Genomic DNA, 17712 nt, shown 5'->3' on the forward strand with positions numbered 1-17712 from the left:
ACGCCGGGTTAGCCGTCCTGGGCCAAGGATGGCCCATGACGGCGGCCCACGGTCCAAAGCCGGAGTGGGCACTCCGAGCCTAAGCGAGGAGCCGAGTGGTGGGGCAAGAGCGTTTTGCTTACTTTTGCGCTGTTCAAAAGTGAGCCGCTGTAAGAGCGGAACCAATACAAGCCATCACCCAAATAACGGATATGCACACCCACTCCATTTACGACCCATCCAAACCAAAAGCGACCCCCTCCGTTGACGCCCCACCCCAAACCCCTATTAAGTACTATTAATCCGCATTAATAGGATCAATCAAACACCATGCTAAGCCGCCCGCTGCGCCGCAAACGCCAGAAGCTCTCCGACGTGATCGTCGAGTCGGTCAAACGCTCCATCGTCACCGACGCCCTGAAGCCCGGCGACCGCTTGCCCACCGAACGCGAACTGATGGAAAGCTTCCAGTGCTCCAAAGGCTCCGCCCGCGAAGCCCTCAAGGCGCTGGAAGTCGAAGGCCTGGTCAACACCCGCACCGGCCCCAGCGGCGGCGCCTATCTCAACCAGGCCGGCACCGAACCCGCCAGCCGCGCCCTGCGCAACTACCTGCACTTCCAGCACCTGGACGGCCAACAGGTCTACCAGCTGCGCAAAGTCATCGAAGTCGAACTCGCCGTCTCGGTCCTGGGCCGCCTGAGCGAAGACGACTACCGCGCCCTCCAGGACAACGTCGATTTCTGCAGCGCCCCCGAAGACAGCGAAGCCGGCCAACGCGAACAACGCATCGCCGAACTGGAATTCCACAACCTGCTGGCCAAGGCCTGCCCCAACCCGCTGCTGAGCTTCATGGCGCAATTCCTCAACGACCTGCTGCGTGACCTGGTCGTGCTGAAAAAAGCCTACAAACCCAAGCGCAAGCAATTCGACGCCGCCAACCTCGACTACCACAAACAACTGCTGATCGCCTTCCGGGCCGAGGACGAAGCCACCGTACGCAGCCTGATGCACGAACACATGTGCGACGCCGAACACCACATGACCGCCCTTGAAGGTGAAGTCAGCCCGCACTTTCTACTGGAGTTCGACCACAACCACTAAGCCGCACCCTCCACCAATAAAAGGCCTGCCCACAGGCCGTGCTCCACCGTATCGCCATTGCCACTCCTGCCAATAACTAATCCAGGGAGTCACCCCATGCAGCGTCGTACGTTGTTGAAAGCCAGTCTCACCGCAGCCGCCGCCCTCAGCCTCCCGCTGAGCGTGCGTTCTGCATTCGCCGCCGAGCCTTTTACCTTTTACGGCCTCAAGTCCATGTCTGGCGCCTTTGCCAGTTATGGCAAATTTGCCGACATGGGTTCACGCCTCGCGGTGGAACAGCATCCCGAGTTACTCGGCCGCCCGCTGGTCTACAAAGTGATCGACACCGAAGGCAACGCCGGCAAGGCCGTGCGTAAAGTCCAGGAAGCGATCCAGCAGGACGGCGCACGCTTTTTCCAGGGCTGTACCCTGTCGTCTTCGGCACTCGCGGTGGCCAAGGAAGTGAGCAAGGCCGGTGGCGTGTTCATGACCCCGGTGGGCGCCGATGAAGTCACCGGCAAGGACTGCAACAGCGCCACGTTCCGCTGGTCGGTGCCGACCTACGGCGCGATCCGCGAGACCCTCGTGCCGCTAATCAAGCTGCTGCCCGACGCCAAGCGCTGGTACACCATCACCCCGCAATACGTGTTCGGCGAAGCCCTGCTCGAAGGCGCCAAATCGGTGCTGGCCGAGCATGGCCTGGAACACGCCGGCAACAGCTACCACTCGCTGCAGGAGCAGGAGTTCTCCGGCTACCTGACCAATGCCATCGCCGCCAAACCCGACGTGCTGGTGCTGCTGAACTTCGGCAGCCAGTCGTCCAACACCCTGCGCCAGGCGGTGAACTTCGGTATCAAGGAGCGCATGAAAGTGTTGCTGGTGTGGTCCGCCGGCCTCGACCAGTTCCAGGAGCTGGGCAGTGACGTACTGGAAGGTGTGTACCTCGGCGCTCAGTACTGGCATCAGGTCGACACCCCGCTCAACCGTGACCTGGTGAAACTCACCAAGGCCAAATACGGCATCAACCCCACCTACCCGCTGGCCGCCGACTACATCAGCACCAAGGTCATGCTCGAAACCATCATCTCCACCGGCAGTTTCGACGGGCCGACCGTGGCCAAAGCCATGCAGGGCCTGAGCTACGAAGGCCCCACCGGCAAGGAGTCGATCCGCGCCGGCGACCATCAGGTGATCAAGGACTACTACCTGCTGGTGGGCAAGGCCGCAGGCGACATGGCCGACAAGGACGATCTGGCCAAGGTGCTCAGCTCCGGCCAGTCGTTCCCGCCGGTGGAAGCCACGGGCTGCGTGCTCGGCTGATCCGCTGAAAATCTAATGGTGACACAGCGCAGGGCCGCTCATGCGGCCACCTGCCGAGGGTTCCTGCATGCTTAATCTTTACCTGTTCCAGATTCTCAACGGCCTGGGCCTTGGGATGATCTACTTCCTGATCGCGGTCGGCTTGACGATCATTTTCGGCCTGCTGAACTTCGTCAACTTCGCCCACGGTGCGTTCTTTTTGCTGGGCGCCTACATCTGCTACACCGCCGTCAGCCTCACCGGCAGCTTCTGGCTGGCACTGCTGATCGCGCCGCTGGTGGTGGCCGCGCTGGCCTGGGTGATCGAGCGATTATTGATCCAGCGGATTTATCACTTGCCGCACATGTTCCAGATTCTGGTGACCCTGGGGATTGCCCTGATCATCCAGGAAGCCAGCGTGATGATCTGGGGCCCGGTGGGCAAGAGCGTCGCCGTACCGGAATTGCTGCGCGGGGTGCTGGTGGTGGGCGATTTTGTCTACCCCTACTACCGCCTGTTCCTGATAGTGTTCTCCGGCCTCGTCGGCCTGGGCCTGTGGCTGTTGCTGGAACGCACGCGCTTCGGCGCCCTGGTGCGGGCCGGCAGTGAAAGCACGGAAACCGTGTCCCTGCTGGGCACCAACATTTTCCGCCTGTTCTCCATGACCTTCGCCCTCGGCGTGGCCCTCGCCGGTGTGGCCGGTGTGCTGTTCGCCCCGTTGCGCGGCGCCCAGCCCTTTGTCGGCCCGGAAATCCTCGGCGTGGCGTTCGTGGTGGTGGTGATCGGCGGCATGGGTTCCTTCAGCGGTGCACTGGTGGGCGGCCTGCTGGTCGGCGTGGTGCAAAGCCTGATGACCACACTCTGGCCCCAGGGCGCGAGCCTGATGATCTACGGCGCAATGGCCGTGGTGATCCTGGTGCGTCCTTACGGCCTGTTCGGGAGAGCCTGACATGAGCGAGAAAAATCCCCTGCCGTTCGCCAAGACCCAGTCGCGCTACATGCTGCTGTTGGTGCTCGCGGTGTTGATCGGCCTGCCGTTGATTCTGCCCTCGGCGACCCTGGCCACCGAGATTCTGATATTCGCCATGGCCGCCCTCGCCTGCAACCTGCTGCTGGGTTACACCGGGCTGCTGTCGTTCGGCCAAGGCATCTTCTTCGGGGCCGGCGCCTACTGCGCGGCGCTGTTGATGATTCACCTGCAACTGGGGCTGTTCAGCGCACTGCTGGGTGCCGCCGTCGCCGGTGGTTTCCTGGCTTTCCTGGTGGGTGCCCTGGCGATCCGCCGCACCGGCATTTACTTCGTGATGCTGACCCTGGCCTTCAGCCAGATGGCCTACTTCGTCGCCTACACCCTGAGCGACTGGACCGGCGGCGACAACGGCCTGCTCAGCGTGCCGCGCCCGGAAATCCGCATCGGTGACACCGTGCTGCTGTCGCTGACCGACGCCCGTGCGTTCTACGGGTTTGTCGCGGTGCTGTTCCTGTTGATCTTCATCGGCGCCCGCCGGGTGATCGCCTCTCCATTCGGCAGCACGCTGATGGCGATTCGCGAAAACGAAACCCGCGCTTCGGCCATCGGCTATGACACCCGCCACTTCAAGATCCTGGTGTTCGTGTTGTCCGGCGCCGTCACCGGGATTGCCGGGGCGCTGTACGCGATGCTGCTGCACTTTGTGCCGCTGTCGAACATCGACCTGGCGATGTCCGAAAACATCCTGATCATGACCATCGTCGGCGGCACCGGCTCGCTGTTCGGCTCGTTGCTGGGCGCCGGTTCCATCGTGCTGCTGGGGGACTTCCTTTCCGATCTGTGGCCGCGCTGGCTGATGCTGCTGGGGGTGATCCTGATCCTGGTGGTGATCTTCATGCGCGGCGGTTTGTGGGGCGGTCTGTCGACCCTGTTCGACCGTGTGCGCGGCAGCCGCAAGGCCGACGTTGTGACCAAGGAGAAGCTGTCATGAGCATCCTGCTGGAAACCAAGAACCTGGAATTGGCCTACGGTGCGTTCCACGCGGTGAACGGTGTCAACCTCAAGGTCGAAGCCGGCACCATCCACACCATCATCGGCCCCAATGGCGCGGGCAAGACCAGCCTGTTCCACTGCCTGACCGGCGAACGCCAGGCCACCGCCGGAGCAATTCATTTCGATGGCAAGAACCTGATGCGCAAACCGGCCCACGGCCGCGTCGGCCTGGGCATGGCGCGCTCGTTCCAGCTCACCAGCCTGTTCCAGAACCTCAGCGTGCGCGAAAACCTGCGCCTGGCCGCCCAGGGTCGCGACGGCGCCCGCGCCCTGAACTTCTGGCGCCGGGTGGACAGCAAGCGCGAACACCTGGAAATGGCCGACCAGGTGCTGGAACGCCTGCAACTCACCGCCCGCGCCGACACCCTGGCCGGCGAGTTGTCCCACGGCCAGCAGCGGGTGCTGGAAGTCGGCATGTCGATCTGCTCCAGACCCAAGCTGCTGATGCTCGACGAACCCACCTCGGGCATGGGCATCGACGACATCCCGATCATGACCCAACTGATCAGCGACCTCGGCCGCGACCATACCGTGCTGTTGATCGAGCACAACATGAGCATCGTCATGTCCATCAGCCAACGCATCACCGTGATGAGTCACGGCCAGATCCTGGTGGAAGGCACACCGGAATTCGTGCGCGCCGACGAGCGCGTGCGCACCGCCTATTTGGGAGAAGCCGCCTGATGCTGACCGTCGACAATATCCATTCCTACTACGACAAGAGCCACGTCCTTGAAGGCGTGTCCCTGACCGTCAATCCCGGCGAACTGGTGACCCTGCTGGGGCGCAACGGTGCCGGCAAGACCACCACCCTGCGCAGCATCCTCGGGATCATCTGCCCGCGCCAGGGCCAGATTCACTTCAACGGCCAGCCGCTGGTGGGGCAGAAAATCTTCGAAATCGCCCGCCAGGGCCTGGCGCTGGTGCCGGAGAACCGCGGGATTTTCCGCCTGCTCACGGTGGAGGAAAACCTGCGCATTGCCGTGCGCAAGACCAGCCGCTGGCAGATGGAAGACGTGTACGGCATGTTCCCGCGCCTCAGGGAGCGCCGTAAAAACGCCGGCCACGCACTGTCCGGCGGTGAGCAACAGATGCTCGCCATCGCCCGCGCGCTGCTCAACGATCCCAAGCTGCTTATTCTCGATGAGCCCACCGAAGGCCTCGCGCCGGTGATCGTCGACGAGCTGGTGAAGATCCTGCGCAAGGTCAAGGAAGACGGCCTGCCGGTGCTGCTGGTGGAACAGAACCTGATGGTCTGCGACAAGCTCGCCGACCGCCATTACGTCCTCGAACAGGGCCGCGTGGTGTACGAAGGCAGTGCCGAAGCCTTCCGCGCCGACCCGACGATCAAGAACCGTTACCTGGCCCTGAGTGCCTGACCGGAGACTGCTGATGAATAGTTTTGCGCAACCGCTCCAGAGCAACGCCCCGCTGATCAACCGCGAGCGCCTGTGGCAATCGCTGATGGACCTCGCCCGCCTCGGCGCCACACCCAAGGGCGGCGTGTGCCGCCTGGCCCTTACCGACCTTGACCGCCAGGCCCGCGACCTGTTCGTGCAATGGTGCGAAGCCGCCGGGTGCAGCGTCAGCGTCGACGCCATCGGCAATATCTTTGCCCGCCGTGCCGGGCGTAATCCGGCACTGGCGCCGGTGATGACCGGCAGCCATATCGACACCCAGCCTACCGGCGGCAAGTTCGACGGCTGCTACGGCGTGATGGCCGGCCTGGAAGTGATCCGCACCCTCAATGATTTGAACATCGAGACCGAAGCACCGATTGAAGTGGTGGTGTGGACCAACGAAGAAGGCTCGCGATTCCCGCCGTGCATGATGGGTTCCGGGGTGTTCGCCGGTAAGTTCGACCTGCAGGAAACCCTCGACAAGCAGGACGAGCAAGGGCTGTCGGTGGGCGCTGAATTGCAGCGCATCGGCTACGCCGGCTCCCGCGCCGTGCTGGGCCACCCGGTGGGCGCCTATTTCGAGGCGCATATCGAGCAGGGCCCGGTGCTGGAAGACCAGGCCACCACCATCGGCGTGGTCATGGGCTGCCTGGGCCAGAAGTGGTTCGACCTGACGCTCACTGGCGTCGAAGCCCACGCGGGCCCGACGCCAATGCACCTGCGCAAGGACGCACTGGTAGGCGCGGCGCAAGTGGTCAGCGCGGTGAATCGCATCGCCCACGAACAACAACCCCACGCCTGCGGCACCGTCGGTTGCCTGAGCCTGCACCCCGGCTCGCGCAACGTGATTCCCGGCCAGGTGCACATGACCATCGACCTGCGCCACCTGCACGCCGACAAGCTGCAAGCGATGGTCGACGAAGTGCGCCAGGTGATCGAAGCCACCGCCGAGCAACACGGCTTGAGCTTTGAGCTGACACCCACTGCCGACTTCCCGCCGCTGGATTTCAACCCTGCCTGTGTCAACGCCGTGCGTGATGGCGCGAGCAGCCTGGGCCTGAGCCATATGGACATCGTCAGCGGCGCCGGGCATGACGCGATCTTCGTCGCCGAACTGGGCCCGGCCGGAATGATCTTTGTGCCGTGCGAAGGCGGCATCAGCCATAACGAAATCGAGAACGCCGCGCCGGATGACCTGGCGGCGGGCTGCGCGGTGTTGCTGCGGGCCATGGTCAACGCGGCGCAAGGAGGTAAAGCGGCATGACGGATATCGCCAACCTGACCGCAGTTGAGCTGCTGGCCCGCTATCGGGATAAAAGCCTGTCGCCGGTGGAGGTCACCGAAGACGCATTGCTGCGGATCGAACGCTACAACCCGGCGGTCAACGCCTACTGCCACGTCGACCCGGAAGGCGCCTTGAAGGCGGCGCGGGATTCGGAACAGCGCTGGCTCAAGGGCCAGCCGTGCGGGGCCCTGGACGGTGTGCCCTCCTCCATCAAGGACCTGACGCAGACCATCGGCATGCCGACGCGCAAGGGTTCGCGTACCACATCCGCCGAGGGTCGATGGGATGTGGATGCGCCCTTCTCGGCCTTCATGCGCAAGGCCGGCGCGGTATTGCTGGGCAAGACCACCACGCCGGAATTCGGCTGGAAAGGCGTCACCGATAACCCGCTGTATGGCATTACCCGCAACCCGTGGGACACGCGCATGACGGCGGGCGGTTCGTCCGGTGGTGCCGGTGCGGCGGCGGCCTTGAACCTCGGCGTGCTGCACCAGGGCAGCGATGCCGGCGGCTCGATCCGGATCCCCTGTGCCTTCACCGGCACCTTCGGCATCAAGCCGACCTTCGGTTATGTGCCGCAATGGCCGGCCAGTTCGATGACGATTCTGTCGCACCTGGGGCCGATGACCCGCACCGTGGAAGACTCGGTGCTGATGCTGCAAACCATCGCCCAGCCGGATGCGCGGGATGGTTTGATCGGCGCGCCCCGGACCACGCCATGGTTGCACGCCGGGGCTGATTTGAAGGGGCTGCGTATCGCCTATAGCCCGAACTTCGGTTATGTCGACGTGGACCCGCAAGTGGCCAGGGTGGTCGCCCAGGCGGTAGAAGGCCTGGTGCAGCTGGGCGCGCAGGTTGAACAGATTGATCCGGGGTTCAGTGATCCGCTGGAAGTGTTCAATACTTTATGGTTTGCCGGTGCAGCACGTCTGGCCGGGCCGCTGAGCGATGCCCAGCGGCAATTGATGGACCCGGGGTTGCTGCGCATTGCCCGACTGGGCGAGCAGATCAGCCTCAGCGATTACAGCGCCGCTCTGGAAGCACGGGCAGCGCTCGTGGCGCGCATGGCGGCGTTCCATGAGCATTACGATGTGCTGGTTTCGCCGATGATGCCGATCACCGCGTTCGAGGCCGGGCACAATGTGCCGCCGGGTTCGGGACTAGGGGAATGGATGGAGTGGACGCCGTTTACCTATCCCTTCAACCTGACCCAGCAACCGGCGGCGTCGGTGCCGTGCGGGTTGGCGGCCAATGGGTTGCCGGTGGGGCTGCATGTGGTGGGGGCGCGGTTTGCGGATGAGCAGGTGCTGAAGGTTTGCCAGGTTTATGCCAGGGCTTTCCCGACCCAGCACCTGCAAACACCCAAAACCCCAACCTGAAATACAATCAAACTGTGGGAGCGGGCTTGCTCGCGAAGGCGGTGTGTCAGTCACCAGATATCTTGACTGATACACCGCCTTCGCGAGCAAGCCCGCTCCCACATTTTTTGCCCGCATTCCAGTCATCAGCCCCTACAATGACCCCTATTCTCCAAGGGGCCCTTATGGACATCGAACTGGCACGCACCTTCCTCGAAATCACCCGCTGCGGCAGCCTCGCCGCGGCGGCCGAGAAACTGCACGTCACCCAGACGGCAATCACCGCCCGGGTCAAAAACCTCGAAAGCCAGCTCAACAGTACCCTATTCGTGCGCAATCGCGCCGGTGCCCGCCTGACCCCGGACGGCGAGGCGTTCGTGGTCTACGCCAACCAGCTTGTCCAGACCTGGGAAGCCGCACGCCGCGACCTGCCATTACCCGATGGCTACCGCAACGTGCTGCACATCGGTGGCGAAGTCAGCCTGTGCAACCCGCTGATGCTCGGCTGGGCCCAGGCCTTGCGGGAACACATTCCCGGCCATGCCCTGCGCACCGAGATTCGCGAAGGCGAGTACTTGTTGCGCCAGCTGGAACTGGGGGTGCTGGACGCCGCGCTGGTGTTCCAGCCGCAATACTGGCCGGGGTTGCAGGTGGAGCAGGTGCTGGAAGAAAAACTGATCCTGGTGCAACTGGCCGCCCGGCCCGAGCCCTACGTGTATATCGACTGGGGCCAGGGCTTTCGCCAGCAGCACGACGCCGCACTGCCGGACAAGGCCCGCGCAGCCCTGAGTTTCAATCTGGGGCCACTGGCGTTGCAGTACATCCTGGAAAACGGCGGTGCCGGGTATTTCCGCACGCGGGTCGTACAGAGCTACCTCGACAGCGGTGTGATGGAACGGGTGCCCAAGGCGCCGGAGTTCAGCTTCCCGACGTACCTGGTGTATTCCCGCGAGCGCGATTCGGCGGTTTTGCAGCAGGCGCTGGGGTTGCTGCGGGCGGTGGTGGAGGCCGAAAAGGATTGGTCGCAGCGCTGGGATCCGGTGATTTGAAGCCGTGCCCATGGTAGCCTCAGGTTGTTTTCTCCTGGTTCCCCCTGCCGATGAACAAGAAAAAGTCCGTCACCATCAGCGACATCGCCAAACGGGTCAACATGACCACCATCACGGTGTCCCGGGCGCTGAGCAAACCCGACCTGGTCAAGCCCGCCACCCTGGCGCGGATTCTCGAAGTGGCGCGGGAGCTGGACTATGTGCCCAACGCCTTTGCCCGCGGGCTCAAGCGCAGTGAAAGCCTGATCATCGGCGTGATCACCGCTTCGGTCGACAACCCCTTCTACAGCGAGATGATCAAGGCGATTTCCCGCGAGGCGAAAAAGCACGGCTACACCATCATGCTGGTGGATACCGACGAACTGGAAGAACTGGAAAGCAAGGCAGTCGACACGCTGCTGGGCTACCGCGTGGCGGGGATCATCCTGTCGCCGGTCTCCGACGAGCCCAGCTACCAGCCGGACTATCTGGAGCGCCTGGGTAACGGCAAGACGCCGGTGGTGCTGCTCGATCGCACGATCCACGACAGCCCCTTCAGCCGTGTGGTGCTGGACAACTATCACAGCGGCATCGAGGCGGCGCAGTACCTGGTGCGGCAAACCCCGAATCTCAAGCGCCTGCTGGTGCTGACCGGGCCGGAGCATTCGCGCATCACCATGGAACGCCTCAAGGGCCTCAAAGAAGTCCTGGCCGAGCACCCGCAGGTGCAGGTCGAAGTGTGTGCCGGTGACTACACGCTGATGCCCTCCTACCTGCACACCCTCGACTACCTGGCCGAACACTCGGCGCCGGACGCGATCATGGGCTTCAACCAGTTGATCACCCTGGGCGCACTGCGTGCGCTGCGCATGCACAACATCCCCCATGACAGCCTGACCATCTGCGGCATCGACCGCCTGCCCTTTGCCGATATCTTCGGCGTGCCGATCGCCTGCGTGGCCCACGACGCGTCACTGGCCGGCAGCAGCGCGGTGCGGCTGCTGCTGGATCGTCTCGAAGACCCGCACAAACCGCGGGACAAGGTGGTGATCGCCGGCAAGCTGGAGAACGGCTAGCGGCTGGTGTAGCCGCCGTCGATCGGCAGGCTGACGCCGCTGATCATGCTGGCGGCATCGCTCAGCAGGAACAACACCGGCAGGGCCACTTCCGCCGTTTCGGCAAACCTCCCGAGGGGAATCGCCGCCAATGCCGGATCACGTTTGGCGGGCGCCGACCAGGCCATCTGTGCCATGGGCGTGAGGGTGACGGTGGGGTTGACGCTGTTGACGCGAATTCCGAAGCGGCCCCATTCGGCGCATTGCACGCGGGTGATGGCGTCCAGTGCGGCCTTGGAGGCGCAGTAGCCGAGGTGATCGTCCAGGGCTACCAGTGAGGCCTGGCTTGAGACGTTGACGATGCTGCCGGGAATCTTCGCTTCAATCATTGCAGCGGCGATACGGCTGGCGACCTGGGCAGCGGCGCGGGCGTTGACGTTCATCACCCGGTCGAAGGCTTCGGCGCTGATGGCCGCGGCGGGTTCCAGGCGGGAAATGCCGGCGCAGTTGACCAGTCCATGCATCGGCGGCAGGCCTTGCAGGGCCAGGTCCAGGGCGGCGCTGTTGGCGATGTCCAGGCACAGGGTTTCGCAACCGAGCTGGGCCAGGGCCTGAGCGTCGCGGCCCAGGGCAAACACCTGGGCGCCGCTGGCGATCAGTTGGAGGGCAATTTCCCGGCCGATGCCGCTGCTGGCGCCGGTGACGAGGATGCGCTGGTGGGTAAAATCAAAAGTGGCGTTCATGGCAAATATCCCGGAAACAATGAAGATCCAATGTGGGAGCTGGCTTGCCTGCGATAGCGGTGGGTCATTTAGCCCACTTGGTACTGATGCACCGCCATCGCAGGCAAGCCAGCTCCCACACTTTTGATCGGTGTTCGCTTAAGCGTTCTGCAAGCTGTGCATCACCGGTTTCAAGGCCGGATACAGCTCCAGATAGCTGGCAAACGCCCGGTCATACACCCCGACATTCCCCGCCTCCGGCTCCGCCCGCAGCTCCAACTGCACCCAACCTTTCTCCATCTGCCGGTCATCCACCACCCCCACCGCATGGGCCGCCAACAACGCCGCGCCCAAGGCCGCCTCCACCTCTTGCACAATGGTGTAGACCGGGAAGTGGGTGATGTCCGCAATAATCTGCATCCACAAATCCGAATGGCTCGCCCCACCCACCACAATCAGCCGTGGATCAAGGGAATGCGCCCCACGGGTGCCCGCTTCGATATTGTGCCGCAGGGCAAAACTCACCCCTTCGAGCACCGCGCGGTACAGGTGGATCCGGCTGTGATACAGGTTCAGCCCGACAAAGCTGCCGCTGGCCCGGTCATCCCACACCGGGCTGCGTTCGCCCATGAGATACGGCAGGAACAACAGCCCTTCACTGCCCGCCGGGATCTTCGCGGCGCTCTGCTCCAGCAGCCACAAACTGTCCTGGCCAGTCTCTTTCGCCTGCTGCTCCTCAGCCTGGCAGAACTGTTCGCGAAACCAGCTCACCGACGCCCCGGCGGTGATCGCACCACCGAAGATGTACAGGTCCTGATGGCCGTTATAGACGTGGGGCATGCTCACCAGGCCATGGCGCGCATCCACCTGCTGATTGAGATAACCCCAGCACATGCTGGTGCCGATCATCGCCACGTGATTGCCCGGCCGCGTCACCCCGGCCGCCAATGTGGCCATGGCCGCGTCCACGCCTCCGGCCAGGATCGGCGTGCCGGCCTGCAAGCCCAGCCGCCGGGCCCATTCCTCGAGCAAACCGCCGACCACTTCACCGGAATACAGCAAGCGCTCCGGCATCATCGCCAGGGGAATCTCCAGCGCCGCCAACATCTCGGCCGACCAGTCCCGCCGGGCCACATCGTAGACCCCGCCGATATTGCCGGCGCTGCTGTGGTCCACCGCCAACTCACCGGTCAGGCACCAGTTGATGTAACTGTTGGGCGGCAGCAGGTAGCGGGTGTTGGCCCACACCTGCGGCTGGTGTTGCCTGAGCCAGAGCATCTTGGTGAAGCCGTAGTAGCTGTCCACCGAGTTGCCGGTGACCGCAAACAGCCGCTCCAGGTCCACATGCTCGCGCACCCACTCCACTTGCTCGCCCGCGCGCCGGTCCATCCAGATCAGGCAAGGGTGCAGCGGCGTGATCTGCGCGTCCACGGCAATCCCCGAGCCGCCGTACAGGCTGCTGATGCACAGCGCCTTGACCTGCTCTCTCGCCACGCCGGCCTTCGCCATGCACTGGGCGACGCAGGCCTCCACCGCATCCAGCCAGACCTGCGGCCACTGCTCGGCCCAGCGTACTTTCGGGGTATCCACGCGATACCCCTGGCTGTGCTGGGCAATGATCAGGCCGTCCGCATCCACCAGCAGCGCCTTGGTGCTTTGCGTGCCGATGTCCACACCCATTACGTAGTTCATGTCAGAGCACCGGCTTCAGCAGCACCTTGATCGACTTGGTCGAGTTGGCCAGCTCAAACGCTTCGGCCCAGCTGTCCAGCCCGAAGTCATGGGTCACGATGCCCTTGGACGTCACCAGGCCACGCTCGAACAAGTCGATGGCCACCGGGTAGCAATACGGCCCCAGGTGCGCACCGCGTACGTCCAGCTCCTTGCGGTCGCCGATGATCGACCAGTCGGCGCTGGTCTCGGCGCCAAACACGCTGAACTCGACAAACCGCCCGAGCTTGCGGATCAAGTCCAGGCCCTGGGTAACGCCCGCCGGTACGCCGGTGGTTTCGATGTACACGTCGCAGCCGTAGTTGTCGGTCAGGCTATTGATGATCTCCCGGGCGTTGTCCCGGGACGGGTTGATCACCACGTCGGCACCGTACTGCTTCGCCAGTTCCAGGCGCTCGTCGACCATGTCGATCACCACCAGTTTCTTCGGCGTTTTTAGCGCTGCCACCTGCACCATGCACAGGCCCAGGGTGCCGGCACCGGCGATCACCAGCACGTCATCCAGCTGGATCTCACCGCGGTTGACGGTGTGAATCGCGCAGGACATCGGCTCGATCAGCGCCGAATCTTCCAGGGACACCGACTCCGGAATCTTGTGCACGATGGCAGTCTTGGGAATACGCATGTACTGGGCCATGCCACCCTCGGCGACTTCACGCTGGAAGCCGAAGATGTTGTGCACCTCGCACATCCAGTACTTGCCGGACTTGCAGAAGCGGCACTTGCCACATGGCACGATCTGCTCGGCGATCACCTTGTCGCCGACCTTCACCTCAAAGTGCTCCTCGGCGCCCTCGCCCGCTTCCACCACGTAGCCAAAGAACTCGTGCCCCGGCACCACCGGGGCCTTGACCCACGGGTTGTCGCCGCCCCAGAACATCGCGGCGCCCGAGTGGCATTTGCAGTCACTGGCGCAGATGCCGCAGGCGGCGATGCGAATCACCAGTTCATTGACCCGCGCCTGGGGTTTGCTGATGCGTTCCAGGCGGTAGTCTTTCGGGCCGTGGCAGACGACGGCTTGCATTTGGTTGTGCTTTTCCATGATGTGCGGACCTTTCTTGAGCATGAGAGAACCCATCGCGGCCACCATGGCCGCGTGGAGATAACCGGTTTACTTGTGGCGCTGACGGCTGATAAAGATCGCCAGCAAAATGATCCCGCCCTTGATCACGCTCTGGACATAGGGCGAGACCCCGAGCATGTTCAAGCCGTTGTTCAACACCCCCAGCAGCATGGCGCCGAGCAAGGTGCCGACGATTACCCCGCGCCCACCGGCAATCGAGGCGCCGCCCAGGACCACCGCGGCAATCGCGTCGAGTTCGAACGACACCCCGGCATTCGGCTGGCCGCTCATCAAGCGTGAGGTCAGCACCAGCCCGGCAATCGCGGCGGTCAAACCGCTGATGCCATACACCAGCAATTTGAAGCGCGCCGCCCGCACGCCGGAGAGGCGTACCGCTTCCTCGTTGCCGCCGATCGCGTAGATATAGCGGCCGATGCGGGTGTGTTGCAGCAGCACATAGGCCGCCAGGTACGTCACCAACATGATCAGGATCGGCACCGAAATGCCGAACAGGCTTTCGCGGCCAAAGAAGCCGAACCACTCCGGCAAACCGGAAATCGGATAGCCGTCGGTGTACATCAGGCCGAACCCGCGGGCGATGCCCATGGTCGCCAGGGTGACGATGATCGGCGGCATGTGCAGGTAGGCGACGAACAGGCCATTGCCGATACCGAAGGCCACGCCGACCAGCATCCCGGCGCCAATCGCCAGGCCCGGCGGCAAGCCTGCGACCATCAAACCGGCGGTCAAGGTGCCGGACAACGCCATCACCGGCCCCACCGACAAATCGATGCCGCCGGTGAGAATCACGCAGGTCATGCCCACCGCGATAATCGCGTTGATCGACACCTGGCGCGCAATGTTCGACAGGTTGTTGGCCGTCAGGAAGTTATCGCTGGCGAAGATCATCACCAACGTCACCACCAGCAGCCCGACAAAGGGATAAAACGCCGGTGAGCGGATCAACCGCGCCAGGTTCAGGCGCAGCCGGCCAGGCCCCACGGCATTAATGGACGTATTCACTTGAGCCCCCTGTTGCATGGCGCATGACCTCTTGAGGATTGACGGCAGACGCTTCCAGTACCTTGACGATGGCGCCCTTGTGGAACACCGCGACGCGGTCGCACATGCCGATGACTTCCGGCAGTTCCGAGGAAATCATGATGATTGCGTAACCCTGTTCGGTGAGGCTGCGCATCAGTGCGTAGATCTGTGCCTTGGCACCGACGTCGATGCCACGGGTGGGTTCGTCGAACACCAGCACGTCGCAGTGATGGTTGATCCAGCGGGCAATCACGACTTTCTGCTGGTTGCCGCCGCTGAGGTTGAACACCCGGCTCTCGCCGCTGGGGGCCTTGATCGACAGCTGGCGCATCAGCGCTTCAACGCTGGCGCATTCCTTGTCCTTGTCGATCAGGCCGCTGGCGTTCTGGTATTTGGGCAGGTTGTTGAGGGAGATGTTTTCGCGAATGCTGAAATCGGTGATCAGCCCTTCGGTCTTGCGGCTTTCCGGCAGCAGGCCGATGCCATGGGCCAAGGCCTGGGCCGGGTCGTCGAGGGTGATTTGTTCACCCCGCAGCCACACGTCTTTGCTCACCGACGGCAGCGCGCCCATCATGCCCAGCGCCAATTCGGTACGCCCGGAGCCCACCAGGCCGGCAAAGCCGAGAATCTCGCCCTTGTGCAATTCAAAGTGGTTATGGGGGCCGTTGCGCACCAACTGGATGTCCTTGACCTCCAGCAGCAGCGGCCCGCGTGCGGCGGTGGGCTTGGGCGGAAAACTGCACTCCAGGCGCCGACCGACCATCATTTCCACCAGGCGGTCGATATCGCTGTCGGCCACATCGGTGACGCCCACATTGCCGCCGTCGCGCAGTACGCTGATGCGGTCGCATACCTGGAAAATCTCCTCCAGGTGGTGGGAGATAAAAATCACCGCCACACCCTGGCGCTTGAGTTCACGCATGATTTCGAACAGCAGCTCGGCTTCGCTCGGCGTGAGGGTAGCGGTGGGTTCGTCGAGCACCAGCAGCCGCGCGTCCAGGGCCAGCGCCTTGGCGATCTCGACGAATTGCTGCTCGGCCACGCTCAGGTGCCTGACCGCGCATTGCAGGTCAATACTGACACCGAGGCGCTTGAACAACGCCTCGCTCGCCTCGACCATTTCGCGCTTGCGCAACAGGCCAAAACGGTTGCTCAGCTCATGGCCGAGGAAGATATTTTCCACCGCCGTGAGGTAGGGAATCAGGCTGAATTCCTGGAACACAATGCCGATGCCGGCGGCAATCGCATCACGATACGTCGCGAACTGCCGAGCCTCACCGTCGATCAGGATCTGCCCTTCGTCCTGGTGCTCGACCCCGCCAAGGATCTTCATCAAGGTCGATTTGCCTGCACCGTTTTCCCCGAGCAAGGCATGAATCTCGCCGCGCTGCACTTCCAGGTTGATCGCCTTGAGGGCTTGCACCCCCGGATAGCGCTTACAGATATTTTCCAGCTTCAGAAGACTGCTCATACCGCCGACCTCGCATTCAGATGGATGACCTGTGCCCCACGCCTGGCGTGGGGCCTGGGTGTTTTACCAACTGAAATCCTTGGCCTTGGCCTGGTCGATCAGGGTGATGTCCACCGGGATCGTGGCCGGTACTTGCGAGCCCCACTTCTTGGCCAGGGCGATGCCCAGGGCGAGGCGGATCTGGTCCCGGGGGTATTGCGCGGAGGTGGCGATGAATTTGCTGCCGGGTTTCTGGATGGCCTTGATCGCTTCCGGCGCGCCGTCGACGCTCACCAGCTTGACGTCCAGGCCGCTGGCTTCGATGGCCGAGAGTGCGCCGAGGGAGCCGTTGTCATTGACGCTGAAAATGCCCTTGAGGGTGGGCTGGGCCTGCAGCATGTTTTCGGTGACGGTCAGCGCCTGGTCACGTTCCTGCTTGCCGTTCTGGATGCTCACGATCTTGATGTCCGGGTGCTTGGCCACGGCCTCCTTGCAACCGCGCACGCGCTCCAGGATCGGTACCACGGCGATGCCGTCGAGGATGGCGATATTGCCCTTGTCGCCGATGTTCTTGGCCAGGTATTCGCAGGCCTGGAAGCCGGCGTCGAAGTTTTTCGAGCCGACGAAGGAGTCCAGTGGGCCTTCGGCCTGGGCGTCGACGGCGACCACGACTACGCCGGCGGCGTGGGCGGATTTGACGGCTGATTGCACGCCGACGGAATCGGTGGGGTTGATCAGCAGGATGTCGATGCCCTTTTGCAGCATGTCTTCGACGTCGCTGACCTGTTTGGACACGTCGTGGCGGGCGTCGGTGATGATCAACTGCGCACCGATGGTCGCCCCGGCTTCCTGCAGGGCGTCTTTCATGGTGACGAAGTAAGGGTTGTTGATTTCCTGGAAGGACGCGCCGATGCGGATGGGGGCGGGTTTGGTGTCGGCCAGTGCCAGGCCAGCGGTGCCAAGATTGATGCTCAGAGCCAACAAACACAGGGTTTTCGGAAGCATTTTCATGGTGGGGATCTCTGTTTTGTTTTTATTTTTAGAGCAAATGTTATCGTTAACATTTTGTAAGAAGCTAGCAAAGAAATTGGGGGGTCGCAAGGGGTGTTTGATCGGTGGTGGCGGGTGTGGTGGACATATCCGTTGCTGCGGTAACGGCCGCTTATGGTTCCGCTCTTACAGCGGCTCACTTTTG

At 63.1% G+C, this 17712-nt stretch carries 16 protein-coding genes; 10 read left to right on the top strand and 6 right to left on the bottom strand.

What is annotated here, in order from left to right; translation table 11 throughout:
- The first annotated feature begins 309 nt into the window (after positions 1-309).
- From HX818_RS30550 to HX818_RS30595, 10 genes are all read left to right on the top strand, one after another.
- The gene (locus HX818_RS30550; RefSeq protein ID WP_008430577.1) at positions 310-1080 is read left to right on the top strand and encodes a FadR/GntR family transcriptional regulator; all 771 of its coding nucleotides are present in this window, start codon (positions 310-312) and stop codon (positions 1078-1080) included.
- Positions 1081-1176: 96 nt separating this feature from the next.
- Positions 1177-2379, top strand: coding sequence for an ABC transporter substrate-binding protein (locus HX818_RS30555; protein ID WP_003215749.1), 1203 nt, complete (start codon positions 1177-1179; stop codon positions 2377-2379).
- 67 nt (positions 2380-2446) lie between these two features.
- Positions 2447-3307 (top strand): branched-chain amino acid ABC transporter permease, encoded by an 861-nt coding sequence (locus HX818_RS30560; protein ID WP_003215751.1) that lies wholly within the window; start codon positions 2447-2449, stop codon positions 3305-3307.
- Position 3308: 1 nt separating this feature from the next.
- Positions 3309-4319 (top strand): branched-chain amino acid ABC transporter permease, encoded by a 1011-nt coding sequence (locus HX818_RS30565; RefSeq protein WP_177021330.1) that lies wholly within the window; start codon positions 3309-3311, stop codon positions 4317-4319.
- A complete protein-coding gene (locus HX818_RS30570; RefSeq protein WP_003215756.1) occupies positions 4316-5065 on the top strand; it encodes an ABC transporter ATP-binding protein in 750 nt (249 codons plus the stop codon). The genes HX818_RS30565 and HX818_RS30570 overlap by 4 nt, the downstream gene beginning before the upstream one ends.
- The gene (locus HX818_RS30575) at positions 5065-5760 is read left to right on the top strand and encodes an ABC transporter ATP-binding protein (RefSeq protein ID WP_003215757.1); all 696 of its coding nucleotides are present in this window, start codon (positions 5065-5067) and stop codon (positions 5758-5760) included. Before HX818_RS30570 ends, HX818_RS30575 begins: the two co-directional genes overlap by 1 nt.
- Before the next feature lie 13 nt (positions 5761-5773).
- Entirely contained in the window at positions 5774-7045 is a 1272-nt protein-coding gene (locus HX818_RS30580) for a Zn-dependent hydrolase (RefSeq protein WP_134326235.1), read from the top strand.
- Positions 7042-8445, top strand: coding sequence for an amidase (locus HX818_RS30585; RefSeq protein WP_177021331.1), 1404 nt, complete (start codon positions 7042-7044; stop codon positions 8443-8445). The genes HX818_RS30580 and HX818_RS30585 overlap by 4 nt, the downstream gene beginning before the upstream one ends.
- 164 nt (positions 8446-8609) lie before the next feature.
- Complete coding sequence (locus HX818_RS30590; protein ID WP_008430591.1) at positions 8610-9473, top strand: LysR family transcriptional regulator; 864 nt, start codon at positions 8610-8612, stop codon at positions 9471-9473.
- A gap of 50 nt (positions 9474-9523) precedes the next feature.
- Positions 9524-10528: a LacI family DNA-binding transcriptional regulator gene (locus tag HX818_RS30595; RefSeq protein ID WP_087694790.1), complete on the top strand. Its 1005-nt coding sequence runs from the start codon at positions 9524-9526 to the stop codon at positions 10526-10528.
- Here the strand turns inward: HX818_RS30595 and HX818_RS30600 are convergent.
- From HX818_RS30600 to HX818_RS30625, 6 genes are all read right to left on the bottom strand, one after another.
- The gene (locus tag HX818_RS30600) at positions 10525-11250 is read right to left on the bottom strand and encodes an SDR family oxidoreductase (protein ID WP_177021332.1); all 726 of its coding nucleotides are present in this window, start codon (positions 11248-11250) and stop codon (positions 10525-10527) included. The two genes, HX818_RS30595 and HX818_RS30600, sit on opposite strands and share 4 nt — an antisense overlap.
- 138 nt (positions 11251-11388) lie before the next feature.
- Positions 11389-12921 (bottom strand): FGGY-family carbohydrate kinase, encoded by a 1533-nt coding sequence (locus HX818_RS30605; RefSeq protein WP_177021333.1) that lies wholly within the window; start codon positions 12919-12921, stop codon positions 11389-11391.
- A 1-nt stretch (position 12922) separates the two neighbouring features.
- Positions 12923-14002, bottom strand: coding sequence for an alcohol dehydrogenase catalytic domain-containing protein (locus tag HX818_RS30610; protein ID WP_032898587.1), 1080 nt, complete (start codon positions 14000-14002; stop codon positions 12923-12925).
- A 69-nt stretch (positions 14003-14071) separates the two neighbouring features.
- Positions 14072-15064: an ABC transporter permease gene (locus HX818_RS30615; RefSeq protein ID WP_003215773.1), complete on the bottom strand. Its 993-nt coding sequence runs from the start codon at positions 15062-15064 to the stop codon at positions 14072-14074.
- Positions 15030-16538: a sugar ABC transporter ATP-binding protein gene (locus tag HX818_RS30620; protein WP_008430598.1), complete on the bottom strand. Its 1509-nt coding sequence runs from the start codon at positions 16536-16538 to the stop codon at positions 15030-15032. Before HX818_RS30620 ends, HX818_RS30615 begins: the two co-directional genes overlap by 35 nt.
- 63 nt (positions 16539-16601) lie before the next feature.
- Positions 16602-17528, bottom strand: a complete 927-nt coding sequence (locus HX818_RS30625; RefSeq protein ID WP_003215780.1) for a substrate-binding domain-containing protein — start codon at positions 17526-17528, stop codon at positions 16602-16604.
- Positions 17529-17712: the final 184 nt, after the last annotated feature.

The sequence above is a fragment of the Pseudomonas sp. F9001 genome, assembly GCF_013385435.1.
Taxonomy (GTDB): domain Bacteria; phylum Pseudomonadota; class Gammaproteobacteria; order Pseudomonadales; family Pseudomonadaceae; genus Aquipseudomonas.